Annotated in this window: 26 protein-coding genes; 19 read left to right on the top strand and 7 right to left on the bottom strand. The window is 42.6% G+C overall.

Annotation, left to right across the window (positions count from 1 at the left end; all coding sequences use genetic code 11):
* The first annotated feature begins 20 nt into the window (after window positions 1–20).
* Entirely contained in the window at window positions 21–914 is an 894-nt protein-coding gene (locus tag C2M33_RS09915; RefSeq protein ID WP_062564776.1) for a LysR family transcriptional regulator, read from the top strand.
* Here C2M33_RS09915 and norR read toward each other — a convergent pair.
* Window positions 911–2,473, bottom strand: coding sequence for a nitric oxide reductase transcriptional regulator NorR (norR, locus tag C2M33_RS09910; RefSeq protein ID WP_105174382.1), 1,563 nt, complete (start codon window positions 2,471–2,473; stop codon window positions 911–913). The genes C2M33_RS09915 and norR overlap by 4 nt on opposite strands.
* A gap of 156 nt (window positions 2,474–2,629) precedes the next feature.
* On the opposite strand from norR, the gene C2M33_RS09905 reads away from it, so the two are divergent.
* Window positions 2,630–3,829 carry an NnrS family protein gene (locus C2M33_RS09905; protein WP_233999154.1) on the top strand — a complete coding sequence of 400 codons (1,200 nt, stop codon included), beginning with the start codon at window positions 2,630–2,632 and terminating at the stop codon, window positions 3,827–3,829.
* A 52-nt stretch (window positions 3,830–3,881) separates the two neighbouring features.
* Window positions 3,882–5,045 carry an NO-inducible flavohemoprotein gene (hmpA, locus tag C2M33_RS09900; protein WP_063702482.1) on the top strand — a complete coding sequence of 388 codons (1,164 nt, stop codon included), beginning with the start codon at window positions 3,882–3,884 and terminating at the stop codon, window positions 5,043–5,045.
* A 33-nt stretch (window positions 5,046–5,078) separates the two neighbouring features.
* Here hmpA and C2M33_RS09895 read toward each other — a convergent pair whose 3' ends face one another.
* The 3 genes from C2M33_RS09895 to C2M33_RS09885 form a co-directional block, all read right to left on the bottom strand.
* A complete protein-coding gene (locus tag C2M33_RS09895) occupies window positions 5,079–5,453 on the bottom strand; it encodes a hypothetical protein (RefSeq protein WP_063702480.1) in 375 nt (124 codons plus the stop codon).
* Window positions 5,446–7,068, bottom strand: coding sequence for a S41 family peptidase (locus C2M33_RS09890; protein WP_105174381.1), 1,623 nt, complete (start codon window positions 7,066–7,068; stop codon window positions 5,446–5,448). Before C2M33_RS09890 ends, C2M33_RS09895 begins: the two co-directional genes overlap by 8 nt.
* A 100-nt stretch (window positions 7,069–7,168) precedes the next feature.
* Window positions 7,169–7,828 carry an endonuclease gene (locus C2M33_RS09885; RefSeq protein WP_105174380.1) on the bottom strand — a complete coding sequence of 220 codons (660 nt, stop codon included), beginning with the start codon at window positions 7,826–7,828 and terminating at the stop codon, window positions 7,169–7,171.
* A gap of 110 nt (window positions 7,829–7,938) precedes the next feature.
* On the opposite strand from C2M33_RS09885, the gene C2M33_RS09880 reads away from it, so the two are divergent.
* Entirely contained in the window at window positions 7,939–8,292 is a 354-nt protein-coding gene (locus tag C2M33_RS09880) for a VOC family protein (protein ID WP_063702476.1), read from the top strand.
* Here C2M33_RS09880 and C2M33_RS09875 read toward each other — a convergent pair.
* Window positions 8,267–8,992, bottom strand: a complete 726-nt coding sequence (locus C2M33_RS09875) for a hypothetical protein (protein WP_105174379.1) — start codon at window positions 8,990–8,992, stop codon at window positions 8,267–8,269. The genes C2M33_RS09880 and C2M33_RS09875 overlap by 26 nt on opposite strands.
* A 158-nt stretch (window positions 8,993–9,150) precedes the next feature.
* Between C2M33_RS09875 and C2M33_RS09870 the strand changes: the two genes are divergently transcribed.
* Window positions 9,151–9,531: a hypothetical protein gene (locus tag C2M33_RS09870; protein WP_054554459.1), complete on the top strand. Its 381-nt coding sequence runs from the start codon at window positions 9,151–9,153 to the stop codon at window positions 9,529–9,531.
* A 7-nt stretch (window positions 9,532–9,538) separates the two neighbouring features.
* Here the strand turns inward: C2M33_RS09870 and C2M33_RS09865 are convergent, their stop codons facing one another.
* Window positions 9,539–9,976, bottom strand: coding sequence for a PaaI family thioesterase (locus tag C2M33_RS09865; RefSeq protein WP_063702471.1), 438 nt, complete (start codon window positions 9,974–9,976; stop codon window positions 9,539–9,541).
* Window positions 9,977–10,136: 160 nt separating this feature from the next.
* Between C2M33_RS09865 and lexA the strand changes: the two genes are divergently transcribed.
* From lexA to C2M33_RS09840, 5 genes are all read left to right on the top strand, one after another.
* The gene (gene lexA / locus C2M33_RS09860) at window positions 10,137–10,754 is read left to right on the top strand and encodes a transcriptional repressor LexA (protein WP_063702469.1); all 618 of its coding nucleotides are present in this window, start codon (window positions 10,137–10,139) and stop codon (window positions 10,752–10,754) included.
* Between the two features lie 441 nt (window positions 10,755–11,195).
* On the top strand, window positions 11,196–12,338 hold the full coding sequence (coxB, locus tag C2M33_RS09855) for a cytochrome c oxidase subunit II (RefSeq protein WP_063702467.1): 1,143 nt from the start codon (window positions 11,196–11,198) through the stop codon (window positions 12,336–12,338).
* Window positions 12,338–13,933, top strand: coding sequence for a cytochrome c oxidase subunit I (gene ctaD / locus C2M33_RS09850; protein WP_063702465.1), 1,596 nt, complete (start codon window positions 12,338–12,340; stop codon window positions 13,931–13,933). The genes coxB and ctaD overlap by 1 nt, the downstream gene beginning before the upstream one ends.
* Window positions 13,933–14,463 (top strand): cytochrome c oxidase assembly protein, encoded by a 531-nt coding sequence (locus C2M33_RS09845; protein WP_063702462.1) that lies wholly within the window; start codon window positions 13,933–13,935, stop codon window positions 14,461–14,463. The genes ctaD and C2M33_RS09845 overlap by 1 nt, the downstream gene beginning before the upstream one ends.
* A gap of 37 nt (window positions 14,464–14,500) precedes the next feature.
* A complete protein-coding gene (locus C2M33_RS09840; protein ID WP_105174378.1) occupies window positions 14,501–15,376 on the top strand; it encodes a cytochrome c oxidase subunit 3 in 876 nt (291 codons plus the stop codon).
* Here the strand turns inward: C2M33_RS09840 and C2M33_RS21485 are convergent.
* Entirely contained in the window at window positions 15,276–15,587 is a 312-nt protein-coding gene (locus C2M33_RS21485) for a DUF2909 domain-containing protein (RefSeq protein ID WP_105174377.1), read from the bottom strand. The two genes, C2M33_RS09840 and C2M33_RS21485, sit on opposite strands and share 101 nt — an antisense overlap.
* A gap of 14 nt (window positions 15,588–15,601) precedes the next feature.
* Between C2M33_RS21485 and C2M33_RS09830 the strand changes: the two genes are divergently transcribed.
* The 9 genes from C2M33_RS09830 to C2M33_RS09790 all read left to right on the top strand — a co-directional run bounded on the left by C2M33_RS09830 (window position 15,602) and on the right by C2M33_RS09790 (window position 22,761).
* Window positions 15,602–16,351, top strand: coding sequence for an SURF1 family protein (locus tag C2M33_RS09830; protein ID WP_105174376.1), 750 nt, complete (start codon window positions 15,602–15,604; stop codon window positions 16,349–16,351).
* On the top strand, window positions 16,332–16,826 hold the full coding sequence (locus C2M33_RS09825) for a transmembrane cytochrome oxidase associated protein (RefSeq protein WP_105174375.1): 495 nt from the start codon (window positions 16,332–16,334) through the stop codon (window positions 16,824–16,826). The genes C2M33_RS09830 and C2M33_RS09825 overlap by 20 nt, the downstream gene beginning before the upstream one ends.
* 20 nt (window positions 16,827–16,846) lie before the next feature.
* On the top strand, window positions 16,847–17,836 hold the full coding sequence (locus C2M33_RS09820; protein ID WP_105174374.1) for a COX15/CtaA family protein: 990 nt from the start codon (window positions 16,847–16,849) through the stop codon (window positions 17,834–17,836).
* Window positions 17,837–17,845: 9 nt separating this feature from the next.
* On the top strand, window positions 17,846–18,754 hold the full coding sequence (cyoE, locus tag C2M33_RS09815) for a heme o synthase (protein ID WP_063702452.1): 909 nt from the start codon (window positions 17,846–17,848) through the stop codon (window positions 18,752–18,754).
* Complete coding sequence (locus tag C2M33_RS09810; RefSeq protein WP_063702450.1) at window positions 18,751–19,368, top strand: SCO family protein; 618 nt, start codon at window positions 18,751–18,753, stop codon at window positions 19,366–19,368. The genes cyoE and C2M33_RS09810 overlap by 4 nt, the downstream gene beginning before the upstream one ends.
* 169 nt (window positions 19,369–19,537) lie before the next feature.
* Window positions 19,538–19,810 carry an STAS domain-containing protein gene (locus tag C2M33_RS09805; RefSeq protein WP_063702448.1) on the top strand — a complete coding sequence of 91 codons (273 nt, stop codon included), beginning with the start codon at window positions 19,538–19,540 and terminating at the stop codon, window positions 19,808–19,810.
* Window positions 19,811–19,819: 9 nt separating this feature from the next.
* Window positions 19,820–20,182 carry a response regulator gene (locus tag C2M33_RS09800; protein ID WP_063702446.1) on the top strand — a complete coding sequence of 121 codons (363 nt, stop codon included), beginning with the start codon at window positions 19,820–19,822 and terminating at the stop codon, window positions 20,180–20,182.
* Window positions 20,183–20,197: 15 nt separating this feature from the next.
* Window positions 20,198–22,279 carry a chemotaxis protein CheA gene (locus C2M33_RS09795; RefSeq protein WP_063702444.1) on the top strand — a complete coding sequence of 694 codons (2,082 nt, stop codon included), beginning with the start codon at window positions 20,198–20,200 and terminating at the stop codon, window positions 22,277–22,279.
* The gene (locus C2M33_RS09790; protein ID WP_063702442.1) at window positions 22,276–22,761 is read left to right on the top strand and encodes a chemotaxis protein CheW; all 486 of its coding nucleotides are present in this window, start codon (window positions 22,276–22,278) and stop codon (window positions 22,759–22,761) included. The genes C2M33_RS09795 and C2M33_RS09790 overlap by 4 nt, the downstream gene beginning before the upstream one ends.
* Window positions 22,762–22,770 lie beyond the last annotated feature (9 nt).

The following is a 22,770-nucleotide window of genomic DNA, read 5'->3' as shown; positions in this document are numbered from 1 at the left end:
TATGCACACAAGGAGCCGTTATGGCGATTCAATTTGATGATTGGCAAGATGTAAAAGTCGCTTATGAGGTGGCAAGGCTCGGCACGTTAACCGCTGCTGCCGAATCGTTAGGTGTTCATCACAGCACAGTGCTTAGAAGAATCAACAATTTAGAAGATAACCTTGATGCGCGGTTATTCCACCGTCATGCCCGTGGCTATACAGTGACAGAAATTGGCGCTAAGTTGTTTGCGACTGCAAAATCGATTAACGCTGAACTTGAAAAACTTCACAACGATATTATTGCCGCTGATAGCCAACTGCGAGGCAGTTTATTATTAACCACGGTCAGTGGTTTTATTGATGTGCTTAGTGATGTCTGCGAGCAGTTTCAAAACCTGCACCCGCAAGTGCAGCTCGAAGTTATTCTTGATCAAAACCGCTTACGTCTTGATCACGGTCAGGCGCACATTGCCGTGCGAGCGGGCCCTCGGCCTGATGAAGGCGACTATATTGCCCAGCATTTAGCTGAACTTTCGTCAGGGTTTTATGCCTCTAAAAGTTATATTGAAAAGTATGGCATGCCAAAAAACATTGAGCAGTTGCAGCAGCATAGTTTTGTTTCAGGGGTGGCTGGCTACAACGGTAAAGTGCCTTATTTTGCATGGGTTGATCAACACATTGAACCTTCGCAAATTAAGTTACGGGTATCTGAAACATCAGAAGCAACACGGGCGATTGTGAGAGGCTTAGGAATTGGTGGTTTACAGCATGAAGTGGCAAGCCAATACCCTGATCTGCTGCCAGTGCTTCCTAAAGAGCTAAACTGGCCAACAGATCTTTGGCTGGTGACGCATCACTTGGTGCATCGCACAGCCAAAGTACAAGCATTTAGTCAGCTTTTAAAAGCGTATTTTAAAGATTTAAAAGCTTAAACAGACTTTTTAACACTAATGCCTAGCCGTTTGGCTAGGCGCACAAGGTTGGCTCTATCAACACTTAAGCTGCGTGCTGTGGCTGCCCAGTTTAGGTTGTGTAATTCAAGTTGTTGCATAATCAATTGATAACTAAAAGCATCAGTTGCCTCTTTCAACGATAAGCGAGTGGTTTTTTGTTCGTTAACTGCAACAGGGCTTGGGGCAGCAACGGTCGTGTTAGCGATATCACAATGCTCAGGCTCGATTGTGACGATGCTTTGTTGCCATTGCTGTTGTTTGGCTTTGAGTGCTGCGCGACTGATCACATGTTCAAGCTCTCTCACATTGCCTGGCCAATCATATTGACGCAGCAGTAACTGTGTATCGCTACTAAGTTTAAGTTGCTTAATTGCCAGTTTTTTAGATGTTTGCTCAATAAAAAAACCTGCCAATAAAATAACATCGTTATCGCGCTCTTTTAGTGGTGCAACATGCAATGGGTAAACGCTTAACCGGTGATAAAGATCTGCACGAAAGCGCCCCGCAGCGACTTCTTGTTTTAAATCGCGATTGGTTGCTGCAATCACTCTGACATCAACATAACGGCTTTGATCTTCCCCCACCGTTTGTACTTCACCACTTTGTAAAACGCGCAATAACTTACTTTGCATGGCAAGCGGAAGTTCGCCGATTTCATCTAAAAATAGCGTGCCGCCATCGGCGAGTTGAAACTTACCTTGACGCGCAGTATGTGCGCCAGTAAATGCGCCTTTACTGTGACCAAAAAATTCACTTTCGGCTAAGTTCTCTGGTAACGATGCGCAGTTTAAGTGGATCAACGGCATGTCACGGCGTTTTGAGTTTAAATGGATATTGCGCGCAACGAGTTCTTTACCGACGCCTGTATCACCTTGTATTAATACACTAAATTCTGAGGCAGCTACGAGCTGGATATCATTTTTAAGGGTCTGCATTGCTTGGCTATTACCAATAATTTCGACACCTTCTCGTGTTAGTGCCTCAAGGTTAAGCTGCTGTGCAACTTGATGGCTGTGCTGTGCGTGTTGCATAAAATGCTGCAAGGTTAGGGCATGCTCAACATAGCCTGCAGCTAGCTGTTTTAGTTGATTGAGCTCGTTCATTGCTAAAGCGTCAAAGGCATGTTCATCTAAACTATCAAAGGTCAAAACACCCAATAGTTCGTTGTTGTCTTTGCTGCTCAGCAGCGGCACGCCCATGCAGGCATGAACAGGAAAGTCTCCATGTTGGCTTTGTAATAAACCATCGTAGGGATCGGGTAGGCCACAATCTTTGGCAAATTTTAGCGGTTCACTGCCACGGCATATTTCAAATAAGCGCGGATGCTCCGCTATTTTAAAGCGTCTTCCTAACGTATCGTCCGACAATCCATGTAGGGCTACGGGCTTTAACACATCGCCTTGTTTCAATAATAAGGCAACTGCATCACATTCAAGCCAATCATTAATGCAACTCAACAGATAACTGAAATTATGATCAACACAGCTTGCTTTGGTAAGTGCAAGTGCAACATCAAGAAGGGATTTTTTGAGTATCATGTCAATTTGACCTGAATGTGTTTTATTGATGTTTTTAATGATGTGTCATTTTGACTTATTTATCAAGTGTCAAAATTTAATAGATTGATATTTAATGGTTTTTATTTTTGGCTTGAACTGTGCAATAGCTGGGGAAATTAAACGCTGAGAGCACGAATGAAAGTCATTAATTTAACTGAACCTATGCCAACTAAGATCAAATTTTATCAACTCAGCCAGTGGCCGTTATGGGCATTAGCATTTCGGCCTTTTTTCTTGGCGGCAGGTGCCTTAGCTGTATTTGCTATGAGTTACTGGTTTTTAATCTTGGCGGGCTATGCACAGTGGCACCTAACAATGCCCGCAACGCTTTGGCATGCTCACGAAATGCTGTTTGGCTTTGCAGGCGTGGTTGCCATGGGCTTTTTGCTAACCGCCGCACAAACATGGACAGGTGTGGCGAGTGTAAGTGGTATTAAGCTTTGTTTGCTTAGCATGATTTGGCTTGCTGCAAGGCTTAGTTTTTTTATTGAGATTGCAGGGTTCGAGCAGCTAAACCTTTATATTGTTAGTGCGCTACAACTCGTTTGGTGGCTAGCTGGAATTATTATTCTAGCTGACATGCTAATACAGGCAAAAAGCAGCCATAACTACTTATTTGTTGTCATCGCATCTTTGCTCTGTGCGCTCAATGTGATTTTTTTGAGCTTAGTTGTACTTAATAAAATGTCGCTGGCACTGGGGGTTGTTGATACCGCTGTACTTATCATGACACTGCTAGTTGGTGTTGTGGCTGGGCGAGTTGTGCCATTTTTTACCGCACGCGGTCTTAATTTAAGTGAACAAGTTAGCACCCCCAAACTCGATAAATTAGTCGTTGTTAGCTCATTTTTCGCCATTGCGTGGTTCTTTATGAGTCAGCTATTTTTTAGCGCAATGAGTACCGGCTGGATCTTTGCTTGGCTTGCTTGTTTACATGGGGCTCGGTGTGTTTTGTGGTGGCATAAAGGGATTTTAAAAGTGCCTTTGCTATGGTCATTACACGTGGCTTATTGGGCTTTATCGGTGGGTTTAATACTCATCGCGCTGAGCTATTTTAGCCCTATTATCTTATTCAAAGACGCGCTTCATCTGATCACTGTTGGCACCATAGGTGTGATGATCATCGCCATGATGGTTCGTGTCTCTCACGGTCACACAGGGCGTGCATTACAAGCCCCTGCGTACATTAGTTTGGCATTTATACTCATTGCGTTAGCTGCCATTGTACGCTCGTTACTTCCCATTTATTTAGGTCATCACCTTGCATGGCAGTTAAGTCGTTGCTGTGGGTTGCTGGCTTTAGCTTATTTTTATTTCATTGTGCGCCCATCTTAGTGAATCGTCGTGTTGATGGTCGCCGCGGTTAATCTCTCCAATAGGAAAAACTATGTTATCTGAAAAAACGATCCAGATTGTTAAAAGTACTTTGCCTTTACTTGCACAAGCAGGCCCTCAAGTGACTGAGTATTTTTATGATCGTATGTTTAGCTACAACCCTGAGCTTAAAAATATTTTTAATATGACACATCAGCAATCGGGCTCTCAGCAATTTGCGCTGTTTAATGCCTTAGCTGCTTACGCGGCAAATATTGATAACTTGGCAGTGTTAAAAGGTGCGCTTGCGCGCATTAATCATAAACACACCAGTTACCATATTTTGCCAGAGCATTATCCCATTGTTGGTGGACATTTGATTGCGACTTTAAAAGAGTTATTGCCAGAACAATTTACCCCTGAGGTCGAGTATGCATGGCGTGAAGCCTATTCATTATTAGCGGATGTGTGTATCAACGAGGAGATGTCGTTATATCAAAAAACCAAAAAGGCGCCGGGAGGATGGTTTGGTACCCGTACTTTCACTATTACAGAAAAACGTATGGAATCATCGCAAATTTGTAGTTTCACATTAACGCCTGCTGATGCAAAACCTGTAGTGGCGTATTTACCTGGCCAATATTTAGGGATTAAAGTAACGCCTGCAAACAGTGATTTAACGCAAGTGAGGCAATACTCTTTATCGCAGCAAAGTAATGGTTGTAATTACCGTATTAGCGTGAAAAAAGAAGGCTTGGTATCTAACTACCTACACAGCTTAACTGAGGGGGAAGAGGTAGAAATTTACCCACCCGCAGGCGACTTTGTGCTTCGCGAAATTGACTCGCCTGTTGTATTGATTTCAGCGGGAGTTGGTCAAACCCCAATGATGGCGATGCTAGAAACACTATTAAGTAATCACCCTAACCAGTCAATCCATTACCTACATGCTTGCGACAGTGAGACGCAGTTTGCCTTTAAAGAGTACTTAATAAAGCAACAAAACGCGCACGCTTCATTACATTGTGTTACCTGGTTTAAAGATGGCAAAGGGGGTGATTTTGCGGGCTTGATGGATGTAAACGACATTGCTGACAGCTTACCAATTAGTAAAGGTGACTTTTACCTGTGTGGCCCAATCGCCTTTATGGCAATGATAAAAGAGCAACTGCTAAGTATTGGGGTTGCAAGTGAGCGTATTCATTATGAGGTATTTGGCCCTCACCAAAGCCTATGATGTAAAAGGCGCAGCTTGAGCTGCGCCTTTTTGTTAGTTAACTTCGCACTCTACATTAGGAAGTGGAATACGGAGCTCTTTTTTGGGGTAGTAAAGCAGGCATTGCTCACCTGCTTTTTGCAACACAAACTTCTCAGAAGGAATTGAATGGGCGCCCATAATTGGCAGACCATCAGGTCCTTTGTTGGTGCCGTGATCAATCAGTAACTCTGCGCTCTTAGTAAACACATCATCGGCTAAGGTGACCAGTGCACCGCCTTTAGCTGATTGAATAGCCTGCTGTAGCTCAGTAATCACTCCCGGGTTTACCCGAACAAGCGTGGCATTTTGCGGTTGCTCCGCTTGAGTACTTTTACAGCCAGCTATGCTTGCCAGTAAGGTGCAGGTTAATAACAGTGCTTTATTCATTATCACCTTCCTTAGCTAGCAGTGGACGGGTTAAATCCATATTATTTTTGTAAAGTGTGGTATTGGCTTTAAGTGCAATACCTGTTTCATCAGCTTTATAAGTTGAGGTTGTCGCTTGCTTAGCTGTGACACTTTGGGCTACCACTGGACAACTACCATTTTCGATATGATAAAGTGCTGCACTCAATAGTGTTTCGTCACTATCACCTAACTGGTGATTAAAGTCGTCATCAAGCTCACAGCCTTTTACATCGGCAGCAAATTGTGGTGTAGGAGTCGGTACTAAGCCGTCTGAGTATTCACCAAAGCCCTTGTAATTGGTACCAGTAAACTGAATTGTATAGTAAGTCGTCGCACAGTTATGTGTTGGGGTAAAACCATATGGTTTACCACACGTTGTCCCGCCAATTAATATAACTTCAGCATCAATACCATTTAAGCCATTGATTAGGGCTTCTGATGCCGAACAAGTGTTTGCTGTACTGAGTACATAGACTTTCGATAAGTTTAAGTCAGGGAGCGTGTTATTCGTTCCCTCGAAAGTAGAATAATCGATTTCAACATCAATAAACGGGTATGGATCGCTCTCGGTCTGTTTGTCATTTTCAATGATCTGATAGTAAAAATAGTCACTCGTATTGGCAGGCCCAGCGATCATATAGGCAAGTTGTGATGAAAGCGCTAATAAGCCACCACCATTGTATCTAAGGTCGATGACAAGCTCGTCAATATTGTCGGCTTTGAACTTATTCACAGCACTTATCAGCTCAGGCTGAGCAATACTTATATGGCTGTTAAACTGCATGTAGCCCACTTTAGTGCCACCTTCTGTGGTAATAGTATCGACATTCTGTACCGGTGTTTGGGTGATATTACCAGCCACTAAAGAGAATGTTTTTTCTGTCTCATCATTACTAATTACCTTGAAGGTATGTGTATCGCCAGCGGTTGGCCCAAATAAAGCTTCATTTAATGTATCAATACCTGATTCCGTATTTGTATCAATACTGACACCATCCACTAAAATAACGCGATCGCCTCGTTGTAAGCCTGCATTAGCGGCAGGGGAGTCATCTTCTAAATAAGCAACTCGTAAGTCACGAGGAGGTGTGCCACTAATTAAAGCCCAGTTGATTCCATAGCCTGAAACTACGCCTGATTGAGACTCTTGAAAATAGTCTTCAGTTGGCACACTAAAGTGAAAATTGTCTTTATAAGCTCCTGAGTCTGTTGTTTCGAAGGTTTTTAATTGATCAAAATAAGCGGCGACAGAGCTGAAGTTATCTGGGTCGTTATCTTCTATTTCATCGTACCAAAGATAGGTTTCATCACTCCATGAACGTAGCCACATCTTCTCAGTAAACTCAGAGCCAGCGGTATCTGGGTAAGGTTGATTATCGTTATACGGATCATTACCAGTACGCGGTACGGCGCACTGATCTTTAAATTCACTTGATGCGGCAAAGGTGCCAGCTGTCCAAGTGGGTTCTGTCGTTGTTGGTGGCGGATTAGTCGTATCGGTATTGCTTGATGAGCCACCGCCGCCACAGCCAGATAAAGACATGCCTGAAGCCGCTAAGAAGACAGCTAAAGCGAGTTTGGTATTTTTAAACATGGGTGCTTCCTTTCTTGTATGAATTGTTTAAAAACTAACAATTACTTACTTTTAAAGCAACCAGTTGTTTAACCCTGCATGTAAAAAAATGTGCAAATAATTACAGGGACTTACGGTTGCTTATTTCAGCTATTTCAAGCTTTTGCCATGATTCAAACAGTTTGCGTTGTTTGTCAGATATCTTTAAGCCATAGGTTTTTTGCATATAGAAATAGGTATCGGCTATTTGCTTTCTTGCATAAATTGGCGGCTCAAATACACGTTGTTTAAAATCGATTTTTATTGGGCAAGCACCGTAACTTGCACTTGATGTTGTCACCATCCCATAGCGAAAGTTTGAACGGTCTGCATTTATCTCGCCAATTGCGGGGGCAAGGTTATTTATGTCGGCCTCCATTTGACGAAATTTTTCACTGACCTTTACGCAGTTTTTACGACCGCCATCTTGCCAGCATTGTAATTGATGGCCAAATTCCCAGGCTGGCACAATATGCTCCCATTCTATTCTTTTTGCTCGGGCATTTTCGTTACCGGCTCGGGTGATGGCATTGCGTGGAATATAGCCACATGAATCTGGATCGGGTACCAGCTTTTTACCTTGTCGCTTTATGTCGCAGCCACAATATAAGCTTTTGCTATTTTCAGGCAGCGATTTTATAAGGTGTTTTTTGGCGCTCGAAAAGCTAGAAAATTGCTCAGCAGAAGCAGAAAAGTTGATTAAAAAGCACAGTACAGCAAAAGAAATTAAACGCATATCCATCACATGAGTGAACTACAGGAACGGTTATTTTAGAGTGACTATTCTAAAAAGGAAAAGTATTTCAACTCAGCTATAGTTGTTAGGCCGTTTTTATTAAAGGAATTACAACTATGTTATTAGGTGCCTTTTCTGTGAGTTTAAATGTAAAAGATATCCATGCTTCAAAGCAGTTTTATGAAAAGCTAGGTTTTAAAGAGTTTGCTGGGGAGATTGAGCAACATTGGTTGATCATGAAAAACGGTGAACATTTAATTGGTTTGTTCCAAGGTATGTTTGATAAAACCATGCTGACATTTAACCCCGGATGGGATCAAAACGCTGAGGCGCTGACTGAGTTTGCAACCTTTGAGCAATTAGCGACACGTTTTCAGCAACAGGGGTTAGAGATACAAAAGGCCGGTGACGCGAGTTTTATTATCACCGACCCAGACGGCAATCCTATTTTGATTGACCAGCACGTATAGCTGGTTTTTTACGCTTTAAACGAATGTTTTGCAGTAACAAAATAATCCCAGTTATACAAAACAGCACGCTGGTGGCTGAGAAGCTGATAAGCAATGGATTGTTAAAGTTTTCTCGCTCATCATAATCCATAATGTGCAGCATCCAGAAAAAGTCGAAAATGCGCCACAGGGTGCTGCGCACAGTAATAACCTTACCGGTTAGGCTATCTAGATATAAGGTGGTTGTTAGCCAATCATCAAAGCTTACTTGCCAAACATTGGCTTTGTGACCGACTTCTCTTGGCCCATTTGGTAATAGCTGAGCTTGAGTCATGTTAGCATCAATAAGCAGATGAGCTTGTGCATTTTCAATGATTTGAGCTTCATTTGGAGTAGGCATTTTATCACCCGTTCTACCATCAAAATTGAAGACACCGAGAGGGGTGGTGACTTCTATAATCGGGGTGTTTAAAAAATGGCTATATTTAATACCTTCGATTTGCTCAAATTGCGCGGTTATTTTATCAATCGAAGTAGGGTAGTCTGACACTATAAATGGGCTACTTAAACTGCGATTAGCCAAATGTTTGCCATGCACTTTTTCAAGCGGTAATGAGCTCATTACCAGCCCACCTAAGAGCCAAAAGAAGATCTGTAAAGCGAGCAAGTAGCCAAGCCATTTATGCCCTTTACGAGCATACTTGAACATGCGTTTATTCATTATTACCCCGTTATTATTGTTGTATGGGTGCTATTTTAAGTTGTTTAACTGTATTGCCAATGCGGCATAATGTCGCATTAACTGTATTCTAGATTTGGTATATATACAAAACTGAGTTAAAGTTTCAGTCGATATCAATAGAGGGTAAAAACGAGAGTATGTCGGAAATTCAATTTTTAAATGTAGATCTGGAGCTTGAATCAAAGCACGATATTAGTGCGCTTGTTGCTGATTTGAAGAAAAACGCCATGGTTTTACATTATGACCAAGATGAATACCGCCAACTAGCACGGATTGAAGCAACCGCAGATATCAGCTCTCCAGATAAAGCGATTAACCAGCTTTGCGAGCTTATTGAGTCTTGCTCGCGCAATGCATTAAAACAGTGGTTATCGTGCTCAAAACGAACATTTGATATAGGTTTTGAATCAGGTAATTCGCCAAAATGCTTTAATCAACCCCTGCATGCCGATACCTTGTTACGTATCTCAGCAATTGGCGCAGGGATTGAAATTACTATTTATCCTGTTGAAAAATAGGTCGAATTTAGCGCTCTACTACCGCTGCGGTCATTCTTGATACGCAGCATAGCTCTCCTGCGGCATTGGTAATTTTAATATCCCAAACAGAGGTGCGCTTTCCTAAATGCAGCGGTCTAGCCGTTGCAGTTAAAACTCCCTTACGTGATGCTTTCATATGGTTGGCATTAATCTCTTGGCCAACAGCGTAGAATTTATTGAAATCAACCACAAAGTTGGCTGCATAGCTTGCCACTGTCTCGGCTAACACAACGTTTGCTCCGCCATGTACCATGCCCATAGGGTTATGATGTTCTGGGATGGCAGGCATCGTCGCCACTAAATAGTCATCGCCAATTTCTGTCACTTCAATGCCCATGGTTTTCATTAAAGTGCCTTGCCCGGTGATCCCTTGCTCCAATTCTTTACATAGCTCTAGCGTGATTGGGTGGTGCCAAATGCTCATTGTGTTTCCTTAGCCTGCTAATTAAAGCTAATACCTTATGGCATCTTAGAGTGAGGTTCAATGTAAGTTTTGTAGCAATATGACGGTATTAATTAAATTTGCGATTTTCAGATAACTGTATATACTCACAGTTAAATGTACTGTATGGAAAACCAGTTGTATGCGCCCATTAACTAAACGCCAATCGCAAATTTTAGAACTCATTAAAGTCTTTATTAAAGATACAGGCATGCCACCAACGCGTGCTGAAATAGCTCAAACATTGGGTTTTAAAAGTGCCAACGCCGCTGAAGAGCACCTAAAAGCACTGGCAAAAAAAGGCATGATCAAAATGAAGCCTGGGGCGAGTCGTGGTATTCAATTAATCGAAGAAGATGAACCAGAGCAATTAGGTTTACCTTTAATTGGCCGTGTTGCAGCGGGCGAACCCATTTTGGCCCAAGAGCATGTTGAAAGCCATTGCCAAGTTGATCCGTCGTTATTTAAGCCTGCCGCTGATTTCTTACTGCGTGTAAATGGCATGAGTATGAAAGACATTGGCATCATGGACGGTGATTTACTTGCAGTACATAGAACACAAGTTGCTGAAAATGGCCAAGTTGTTGTTGCACGAGTTGATGAAGACGTGACTGTTAAGCGTTTAGAAAAAGCTGGCCGAAAAGTATTTTTACACGCAGAGAACGAAGAGTTTTCACCTATTGAAGTTGACCTAGAGCACGAATCGTTCAATATCGAAGGATTAGCGGTAGGGGTTATTCGAAACGCTGACTGGATGTAAGTGTTCCCAACTTGGTGCATTAAATTGACTTAATTTGGTGCACCATCGAAATTTTGCTACTTAATTAGGATTTGTGAATCCTTACTCATCATTTAAAGCCTTATATGGCGCAGTTTCCCTCTCTTTTTGTATTTTGTTTGTACGCCTAAACATTAAATAACGCGCTGATTATAGTTGTTATTTTTGCACCAAAATAAACATTTATTATCACTAAAACTTGCTTATTGCTCATTTTTTAACTAATTGGTTAGTACATTGTATTAACACCTATTTACGAAATTGACACACCTAAACGTGTCAGGGAGTAATACAACGGGCTTGTATCATTTCATTGCGTCGTGATGATACGAATTCGCTCTAAACAATAAAAATACGAATGGGCACCTTGCTGTAACGCCTTTTCGCTTTGCGTCTTGCAATAGCATTTAAAGGAGCCGTCACATGGGTAAACTGCGTTACGCCTTGTGGCTTATATTACTCGCACCTGTGCAATTTGCATTGGCAAACAGCCAATTCAATATGCGTAAAGGGGTGACTGATATAAGTAATAATGTTTATGAGTTACACATGACGATATTTATTATCTGTTGTGTGATTGGCATCATCGTTTTTGCGGTGATGTTTTGGGCTTTAATACACCACCGTAAATCTAAAGGGGCTAAGCCAGCCCAATTTCATGAAAGTACAAAAGTTGAAATACTTTGGACTGCCATTCCGTTTGTTATATTAATCGCGATGGCTGTGCCTGCAACAAAAACCCTCATTGCTATGGAAGATGCCTCTAAAGCCGATATCACAATTAAAGTGACTGGCTCGCAATGGAAATGGCATTACGAGTACATGGGTGAAGATATTGCCTACTACTCAATTCTAGCTACACCGAAAGACCAAATAGACAACCAAGCAGAAAAAACTGAGCATTATTTGCTTGAAGTTGATAAACCCTTGGTACTGCCTATCAATAAAAAAGTTCGCTTTTTAATGACCTCAGACGATGTGATTCATTCGTGGTGGGTGCCTGACTTTGCGGTCAAAAAGGACGCAAATCCAGGATTTATTAATGAAGCGTGGACACGTATTAACGAGCCGGGTGTGTATCGTGGTCAATGCGCAGAGTTATGCGGTAAAGATCATGGCTTTATGCCTGTTGTAGTGAAAGCCCTTCCTGAAGATGAGTTTGCTAATTGGCTTGCTGATGCCAAACAAGAAAAAGCCAATGCAGCAGCCGCTGATGCAGCTTTACTCGATCAAACATTACCTAAAGAAGAGCTCATGACCTTGGGTGAGCAAGTCTACATGGCTAGTTGTGCTGCTTGTCATCAGCCAACAGGTATGGGGTTGCCAGGCGTGTTTCCTGCGTTGAAAGGCAGCCCAATCGTGTTGGGTGATGTGAAAGACCACATTGATGTTGTGTTACATGGCCGCCCTGGTACGGCGATGCAAGCGTTTGATAAGCAGCTTTCAATTAAGCAACTTGCTGCGGTTATTACCTATAAGCGAAATGCATGGGGTAATGATACAGGCGATGTGATCCAACCGAGTCAAATTCAAGCCGCGATTGATGCAGCAGCGGAGGCGAAATAATGAGTAACGTTATTAATGAGCAAGCAACTGGGCATGCGCATCACGACCATCATCATCCTGCGAAAGGGTTTAAGCGTTGGCTTTACACTACCAATCATAAAGACATTGGGAGTTTATACCTGATCTTTTCTCTTACCATGTTCTTGATTGGTGGAGCGATGGCTATGGTGATCCGCGCTGAACTATTTCAGCCAGGATTACAGTTAGTCGATCCGCACTTTTTTAACCAAATGACCACGGTACATGGTTTGATCATGGTGTTTGGTGCTGTTATGCCCGCATTTACTGGGCTTGCTAACTGGATGGTGCCTATGATGATTGGTGCACCTGATATGGCGCTGCCGCGCATGAACAACTGGAGCTTTTGGATATTACCTTTCGCATTTTTAATCCTGCTAGCTTCTTTACTCATGCCGGGGGGCGGTCCTGCATTTGGCTGGACATTCTACGCACCACTTTCCACCACTTACAGTAACGATAACACTGCACTTTTTGTATTTGCCGTACATATCATGGGTATCAGCTCAATTATGGGGGCGATTAACGTTATCGTGACTATCGTCAATCTAAGAGCGCCGGGTATGACGTGGATGAAACTGCCACTGTTTGTCTGGACTTGGTTAATCACCGCATTTTTGTTAATTGCTGTAATGCCTGTTTTAGCAGGGGCGGTCACAATGGTGTTGACCGATAAATACTTTGCAACGAGCTTTTTTGATGCCGCGGGAGGGGGCGACCCCGTGATGTTCCAGCACATCTTCTGGTTCTTCGGTCACCCTGAAGTGTACATCATGATTTTGCCGGCCTTTGGTATTATTTCGACTATTGTGCCAACCTTTTCACGCAAAAAGTTATTTGGCTACGCTTCTATGGTGTATGCAACCTCATCGATTGCTCTTTTGAGTTTTATTGTATGGGCACACCATATGTTCACTACCGGGATGCCTGTAGCCGGTGAGCTATTCTTCATGTACGCAACCATGCTCATTTCGGTACCCACAGGGGTTAAGGTGTTTAATTGGGTGGCTACTATGTGGCGCGGCTCAATTAGTTTTGAAATTCCGATGATGTTTGCCATCGCCTTTATCGTGTTGTTCACTTTGGGTGGTTTCTCTGGCTTGATGCTCGCGATTACTCCGGCTGACTTCCAGTATCACGATACCTACTTTGTGGTGGCACATTTCCATTATGTGTTAGTAACAGGCGCCGTGTTCTCAATTATGGCGGGAGCTTATTACTGGCTACCAAAATGGACAGGCAACATGTACAACGAAACACTAGCGAAATGGCATTTCTGGCTATCGCTAATTAGTGTCAACGTATTGTTCTTCCCTATGCATTTTGTTGGTCTTGCGGGTATGCCACGTCGCATTCCTGACTATGCTCTGCAGTTTGCTGATTTTAACGCCATTATCAGTATTGGTGGCTTTGCATTTGGGCTATCGCAACTGTTATTTGTGCTGGTGGTATTTAAGTGCGCCAGAGGGGGCGAAAAAGCACCTGCCAAAGTATGGGAAGGTGCCGAAGGTCTGGAATGGGAGGTTGATTCTCCTGCGCCTTATCATACCTTTGAAACACCGCCGGAGATCAAGTAATGAACCATGCACCTTTGCTAAAGAAATTGCTGATCACATGCTTACTCATGTTCGCATTTGCTTTCGCTCTGGTGCCGCTTTATGACGTGTTTTGCGATGTTACAGGATTAAACGGTAAGCCATCTCTTGAGCAAGCGAGCGCAAGTGAAACAATAAATACACAACGCCAAGTTGATGTCAGTTTTACGACGCATGCTCAAAGTGGCGCTCCATTTAAGGTGCAGTCTGAGCAGTACAGCGTATCGGTGCAACCAGGCGCAATGCGAGAAGTTAAGTTCTCAGCAAAAAACACCAGTAATGAAGACAAAGTCATGCAAGCAATTCCATCAGTATCACCGGGAAAAGCGGCCAAGTACTTACATAAAATTGCCTGTTTTTGTTTTGATCAACAACCTTTAAAGGCAGGTGAAGAAGTTGAATTTACCTTGCTGTTTTATGTTGATACTGAATTACCCGACGATGTTGAGGAACTGACATTGTCGTACACCATGTTTGATATTAGCGGGCAGATTGTGGCTAAAAACGATTAAAAGCCGCCAAGCTAATTGCTAATTGGGAGCAAACAAAATGAATCAAAATTACGAAAAATATTATGTTCCAGCACAAAGCCCTTGGCCAATAGTTGGCGCCATCGCAATGTTTTTAATTGCTGTTGGTGCCGGTTTAACTGTGATGCAAGCAAGCAGTGAGGCCAGTGGTGCGCAGTATGTTTTATATCTGGGCCTAGCTATCTTGTTTTATATGCTATTTAGCTGGTTTAAAAATGTTATTGAAGAGTCTCACCAAGGGCTTTACTCAGCACAAATGGACCGTTCATTTAGACAGGGTATGAGCTGGTTTATTTTTTCTGAAGTGATGTTTTTCATGGCGTTTTTTGGCGCTCTCTTTTATGCCCGTATGATTTCAGTGCCTTGGCTTGGTGGCGCTGGCAATAATGCCATGACCAACGAAGTGCTATGGCCTACCTTCGACGCAGTGTGGCCGCTATTAACTACGCCAGCGGGCGAGACCACACAGGCTATGGGCTGGCAAGGTCTACCCCTGATCAATACGCTGATTCTACTTACCTCATCGGTCACAATTCATTTTGCCCATGTTGCTATGGAAAACAATAAGCGCGGCGCTCTAAAGGTATTTTTATCGATGACGGTCGTTCTGGGAGCCATTTTCTTAGGCCTGCAAGCCTATGAATATATGCATGCCTATCAAGATCTAGGTTTGACCTTAGATGCGGGGGTTTATGGTAATACCTTCTTCTTGTTAACCGGTTTCCACGGAATGCACGTGACCTTGGGTACCATCATACTGTTAGTTGTATTACTGCGAATTTTTAAAGGCCACTTCACGAGTGATAAGCACTTTGCTTTTCAGGCAGCTGCTTGGTATTGGCACTTTGTAGATGTGGTGTGGCTGTGTTTATTTGTATTTGTGTACGTGCTGTAGCTTTGTGAATGGGTGACGGGTTGGTTTGAATTAAACCCAGTTTTAAGGCTGCAATGATGATGAACAGTACAACACCCGAAAACAGCACTCGACGACCTAAATAATGAGACATGGGCTTTGAGTGCTCTTTTGCTGACATCATCACAAACAAGGCTCTAAATAGGTTGAACACGATATATAACAATAACAACACAATGATGATTTTAATCATGTTAGGTCTTCCAAATGCAGTTGATTTTGTGGCGTAAACAAAAGCTTAGCTCAATTATCGCAATTTGCGTTGTGGTACTTGCAGTGCTTATTTGTTTACGACTCAGTGTTTGGCAATACCAGCGAGGCGAACAAAAGCAGCAGCAATTAAGTCAGTTAGCCGTTTCTAAAGAGCAAGGAGTTATGAACTGGCAAGCACTGCAAAGCTTGCCATCAGATTTGAATAAAACAGGCTTGCAAGTAAAGGTTTCTGGCGAGGTAAATAAACAGCATTACTGGTTGCTAGATAATCAAATTTATCAAGGGCAAGTGGGCTATGACTTACTGGCAGCGGTAACAATTGCAGGTGAAAAAGCACCATTAATCGTTAATTTTGGCTGGCTTAAAGCCCCTCAAGATCGAAACCAGTTACCAGTAGTTGCATGGCCAAGCACAGCCACGTTTGCTGCTACTGTGCAATTAAAGCAAGGCAACTTAAAAGGCTTTACGCTAGCAGATCAAATTGGTGCAGAACAAGGCTGGCCAAAGCGTATTCAAGGTATTGATTTAGCGATTTTTAGTGCTCAGTTGGCAGAGCCAGTACAAGGTTTTATTGGTTATCGTAATGAAGCAGATGGTATCGCAACCCCGCATTATAAAAGTGTCGTGATGGGGCCTGATAAACACTACGCCTATGCCGTGCAATGGCTGTTAATTGGTTTAGCGTGTGTCGTAATTGCTTATTTTGCGATGAGAAGGAGAGGTTATGAAAATAAACCCACTTAGTTTATTTGCGCTTTGTTGTTTTGTGCCGCTGGCACTGGCATATGCAGCACTAAAACTCGACTGGTTACCGAGTGGTTCAAGTAATTACGGTGAGCTTTTAAACGAAGAAGTGAAATTAGCAGATTGGCAACACGGTGAGCCCAAACAATGGACTATAGCGCTCAACTACCCCAAAGAGTGCCGAGCTGTGTGTGAAAGCCAGCTTGCGAGTCTCGATAACTTGTATGTCGCGTTAGGTAAAAATCAGCAAAAAGTGGATGTTGCTGTACTGACAAATCAACAGCAAGTATCAGCAAGTTGGCGTCTTTTAGCGGCAAATCCTGAACTGAAAGCGGGAGACTTATACTTGGTTGATCACATGGGATTGGTGGTGCTGCATTACCCTTACACTGCTGAGCCCGAACAAAACAGACTCATTCAAAAAGGCTTACTGAAAGATTTAAAAAAATTACTTAACTATGCGCGTTCGAGCTAAACCTCAGTAAGGGGATAAAGATGTATAAAAATTATAAATACCTTGTCTTAATTACGTGTTTCTTCTCAATTCTGGTTGTGGGGCTTGGTGCTTACACTCGTCTCAGTGATGCAGGGCTTGGTTGTCCTGATTGGCCAGGTTGCTACGGTTTTTTGACTGTACCAAAACATGAAAGTGCTTTATTACATGTTGAACAAAACTACCCTGATATGATGTTTGAAGCCGCAAAAGCGTGGAAAGAAATGATCCATCGCTATTTTGCCGGTGCCCTCGGTTTACTTATTTTAGCCTTGTTTATTTTTGCCTGGTTAAAACGCCAATACCCAGCAACACCGGTTAAACTGCCTTTAGCACTTTTATTGTTGGTTGTGTTTCAGGCTGCTCTAGGTATGTGGACAGTAACCATGAACCTTCAGCCCTTGGTTGTTATGGGGCACTTGCTTGGCGGCTTTAGTATTTTATCTTTGGTGTTTCTGCTGTATTTACGCCTCACTACAGAGCCTATTGCAAGTCGTGATAGCGGTGCAAAGCCCTATTATCGTTTAGCTCTGGTGGGGTTGGTGGTACTTGTGCTGCAAATCGCCTTGGGTGGTTGGCTTGCTGCAAATTATGCCGCTCCACACTGTAATGGTTTACCGCTGTGTAGCTACGGGCAACCGTTTTCTTTAAAGAGCGTGTTTCAATTACCGCTTGAGCATAGTACCTATGAATATGGTGTGTTATCGCAGCAAGCGCGTATGTCTATTCATCTTCTACACCGTATTTGGGCACTGGTTACCTGTGTAGTATTAGCGTTAATCATGTGGCGCATTTATTCACGATGTTACTCACGAAAAATTAAGCACTGCACGGTAACGGTCTTAGTCGCTTTGCTATGCCAAATTTGTTTAGGCCTTGCCGTTGTGCATTGGCATTTCCCGTTAGGTGTTGCGCTTGCACATAATTTAATGGCAGCACTATTACTGCTTAGCATGGTACGACTATGCTTCCACTTAAAAGTAAGAACCTAGGAGGCTGTGATGGCACTATTATTAAGTACAGAAAAGTCTTTTTTGAGCCAAAGTTCAGAATTACTGAAAGATTATTTAGCGATCAGTAAATTTAAAGTGGTGGCGATGCTCGTGCTAACGGCATGGGTTGGATTAGCTTTGGCGCCTGATGTAGGACGAGGCGTGTTTGTGCAGCTTGCAAGTTTGTTGGGTATTGGTTTGTTATCGGCCGCTGCTGCCGTGATCAATCATGTAGTAGATAGTGAAATCGACAGCAAAATGGCACGTACTCGACACCGTCCTGTGGCTAAAGGTCGGCTCAGTAAACAGCATGCATTGAGCTTTGCAGCTGTTATTGGCGTGCTAGGTTTCATTATGCTTATGGTGTGGGCTAATACACTCACGGCAATTCTGACTTTATTTGCACTCGTCGGCTATGCTTTTATATACACGTCGTTTTTAAAGCGTGCTACTCCACAAAATATTGTGATTGGGGGCTTAGCGGGTGCGATGCCGCCGCTGTTAGGGTGGGTGTCTGAAACAGGCCACATGGCTGCCGCTCCTTGGCTGTTAGTGATGATTATATTTACTTGGACCCCGCCGCATTTTTGGGCTTTAGCGATAGCGCGTAAAAGTGATTACGAGCGTGCCAAAATTCCAATGTTGCCTGTTACTCATGGTATTGAGTTTTGTAAAACTTGCGTCGTTGGCTATAGCATTTTACTTGCCCTAGTGTGTGTGCTGCCTTATTTAATTGGCATGTCAGGGCTGATTTACTTGCTTGGTGCGAGTGTTTTAAATGCGATATTTATTTATAAAGCGTTAAAACTAAAAATTGCCCCAAAAGATGATACTGCAATGGATTTATTTCGTTTTTCAATCGTGCATTTAATGCTACTCTTTATCGCCTTATTCATTGATAAATGGTTAGTTTTATGACGCGAATCGTCGCTTTTTTATGTTTTAGTGCGGTGTTGTTTGCAGCAGGATGTGGCAAAAGTAATACCGCTCCTGAAGTTGAGGCGCTGGTTTATGAGCAAGCAAAGCCGATTAGCCCGTTTTTGTTAACCGATCAACATGGTGAGCCTGCTGATAACAGCCAATTTATGGGGCATTGGAATTTAGTCTTTTTAGGCTACACCAGTTGTCCAGATATTTGCCCGATGACGTTGGCTAAGCTAACTGCGGTGCAAAAGCAGCTGAGCCAAGACTATAAAGTGCAAGTGTGGTTTGTTGCAGTAGATCCAAAGCGTGATACAACCGAAAAGCGAAAAGCTTACATTGATTACTTTAACCCAGCGTTTCTTGCGGTATCAGGTCCACATAAACAGCTTTTTCCATTTGTTAGAGAGCTTGGCTTAATTTATGCGATTAACGACAGTGATGAGCAGGAATATGCCGTTGATCACAGTGCATCTGTGGTTATGGTTGATGGCGAAGGTGCGGTTCGTGCGATTTTTAAGCCTGAATTTAAACAAGGCAGTGTGCCATTAATCAATGCCACAACTTTGACTGAAGAGTTCAAAAAAATAGCAGATTATTACACTAAGTAATTTTTCTTGGTAAGAGGACTCATTTTCAATAAAAGAAATGCTTCCTTTTTTGATATAAATGGCTAAGCTACTAAAAAATTTTACTATTTTTTGATTCAAATTATGGCATTTTTATTTAGTCAGTCTAAGCTTTTGTTATGAATTGTTTAAAGCAGGGAAAGTATAAGTAATGTTAAAGCTCCCTACTGAATTAGCTATTACTCAGGTCGAAACACTCCATCAAGATTTGCTCCAAGAGTTGTCAGCAAATGATGATATCTGTCTGGATATCAGTGAAGTGACCCGTGCTGACACAGCATCAATTCAGCTTTTATGTGCATTACAGAAGCATTTGCTTTCGGTGCAACACAAAATTATTTGGGTTGGCGAAAGCAAGCCGTTGCAACAGGCAATTAATAGTTTGGGCTTGAGCCATTATCTTGTGCTTGAGAATGCCAATTAAGAGGTTTTTATGAAAAGAATTTTAGCAGTAGATGATTCTGCATCTATGCGCCAAATGGTTGGTTTTACGCTTAAAAAAGCAGGTTTTGATGTGACAGAAGCGAAAGACGGCAGTGAAGCATTAAATATTGCAAAACAACAAAGCTTTGATGCTGTTATTTCTGATGTGAATATGCCGGTAATGGATGGCATTACCCTTATTCGTGAATTACGTAGCTTACCTAATTATAAGTTCACACCTTTACTAATGCTGACCACAGAATCAGGATTAGATAAAAAGTCTGAAGGTAAAGCTGCTGGGGCTACGGGCTGGATTGTTAAGCCATTTAATCCTGAGCAATTGTTAGCGGTATTGAAAAAAGTGATTCGCTAATAATAGGAGCGGGGCATGAGTATAGATCTAAGCCAATTTTTTGAAGTATTCTTTGAAGAAAGCTTCGAAGGACTCGATGCTATGGAGGCTGAGTTATTAAACTTAGTGCCTGGCGAAGAAGACTTAGAGACCATAAATACAATTTTTCGCGCCGCGCATTCAATTAAAGGGGGTAGCGGTACTTTTGGTTTTAGTTCTGTTGCAGATTTTACTCATGTTCTCGAAACGCTGTTAGATCAAATCCGTGAAGGCTCCCGCGATCTTACTGCTGAGCATGTTAATTTACTCCTAAAATCAGTCGACTGTTTACGTGCGCTGCTTAGAGCTTTACAAGCTGAGCAGCAACCTGACCTAACAGAAGCGGATGAACTGCGCGTTAAGTTCGAAGAAATTCTCGGTATGCGTGCTGCAAGTAAAGCACCAGAGCAAGCACCAGAAACTGTTCGCGAAAGCAGTTTTAATACCTACCAAATCGATTTCAAACCACACCACCATTTATTTAAAACCGGTAATGAACCACTGTACATGATCAGTGAATTAGCAGAATTGGGAGAACTTGAAACACAAGCCTTTCAAGATGATGTGCCAGATATTACGAACCTTGCCCCTGAAGATTGTTTTCTGTCGTGGCGCTTTTTCTTAACCACTGATAAAGAACAAAGCTGCATCGAAGAAATTTTCGAATGGGTTGAAGATGACGCTGATATCACTATCACCCTATGCGGTGGTTTGTTTGGTGATGAAGAGGATGTAGCTGTTGAAACTGTTGCTGAAGAGGCTGCGCCAGCGCAAGAGGCTGAGCCTGCTGTAGTTAAAGCTGCGATAGATCCTAAAAAGCCAGCGCCAGTTAAAGCTGCCACGGCAAATGCCGAATCAACTTCAATTAGGGTTGGTATCGACAAAGTTGATTCATTGATCAACATGGTAGGTGAATTAGTGATCACCCAAGCGATGTTAAGTCAATTGGGTGAGCAAGAGATCACTGAAGCAACTATCGCCTCGTTACAAGAAGGCTTAGCACAACTGGCACATAATACCCGTGACTTACAAGAAAATGTCATGCGTATCCGTATGTTGCCAATCAGCTTTGTGTTTAGTCGCTTTCCACGCTTAGTACGCGATATCTCACAAAAGCTTGATAAACAAGTCGAGCTAAAGTTACTTGGTGAACAAACCGAATTAGATAAAACCGTGATGGAGAAACTGTCTGATCCTATGGTGCATCTAGTGAGAAATTCCCTAGACCATGGCTTAGAAACCGTTGATAAACGCGTTGCAGCGGGTAAAAACCCGGTTGGTACTGTGACTTTGAATGCGTTCCATCAAGGCGGCAATATTGTTATCGAGATTATGGATGACGGTCAGGGCCTGAATACCACTAAGATCCGTGAAAAGGCGATTAAAAACGGCCTAATTTCAGAAACCGATGATTTGTCTGATAACGAAATCAATGAGCTTATTTTCTTACCAGGATTTTCTACAGCCGATCAAGTAAGCGACTTATCGGGTCGTGGCGTTGGTATGGATGTTGTAAGGCGCAATATCGAAGCACTAAGCGGCTCTGTTGAAGTGGCTTCTGCACCAGGCGTGGGTTCGACATTTACCATTCGTCTCCCGCTAACGCTGGCTATCTTAGATGGGCAATTAGTCCGGATTGCTGAGCACACTTATATCATTCCGCTGATTTCGATAATTGAGTCATTGCAAATCGATATTAGTAAAGTGAGTCGAGTGGGCAAAGACTTAGATGTGCTGCGCTTACGTGATGAATATATCCCTATCTTAAGGCTTTACAATATTTTCAATCATAAAGGGGCGATTGAAACGCTTGATAAAACCTTGTTGGTTGTCGTTGAAAGTGACAATCAAAAAGTAGGTTTATTAGTTGATGACTTATTGTCGCAACAGCAAGTAGTAATCAAAAGCTTAGAGGCCAATTATCAAAAAGTTGATGGTGTCTCAGGGGCGACAATTTTAGGTGATGGTCGTGTCTCATTGATTGTAGATATTAGCGGTTTGATCAAATTATCTGGACTTAGAAAGCCTGGGAGCCAGGAATTGATTATTGAATCAAAAGCAAATTTGGAGGCGTCATGATTGCACAGCACGACGACCTGCATCACAAGCTCAATCTTGAACAAGATCAAGATGTAAAACAGTTTTTAACCTTCTTCATGGCTGAAGAAGAGTACGGTGTTGATATTTTAACGGTGCAAGAAATTCGCAGTTGGGAAGAAATTACGGTGATCCCTAACTCACCGGATTTCGTCAAAGGGGTTATCAATCTGCGCGGCACCATAGTGCCGATTATTGATTTAAGACTTCGTTTTGGTATTTCAGCCATCGAATACGGACCGTTAACCGTTGTCATCGTACTAAAAGTAAAACTTGAAAACGCATGTAAAATTATGGGCATCGCAGTTGATGCCGTCTCGGATGTCTATAGCATTGCTGAGCATGAAGCGAAGGCGGTGCCACATTTGTCTGACTCAGACAACGCGCAATTTGTTGCGGGTTTAGTCAATGTGGGTGAGAAAATGGTCGCATTACTTGACCTACAAAAAACAATGGACATTTAACTGGGTAGA

This window comes from Pseudoalteromonas sp. T1lg122, from assembly GCF_002964825.1.
GTDB classification, from domain to species: Bacteria; Pseudomonadota; Gammaproteobacteria; order Enterobacterales; family Alteromonadaceae; genus Pseudoalteromonas; species Pseudoalteromonas gelatinilytica.
The sequence above is the reverse complement of the archived record's forward strand: the minus strand, read 5'-3'. Positions and strand labels throughout refer to the sequence as shown.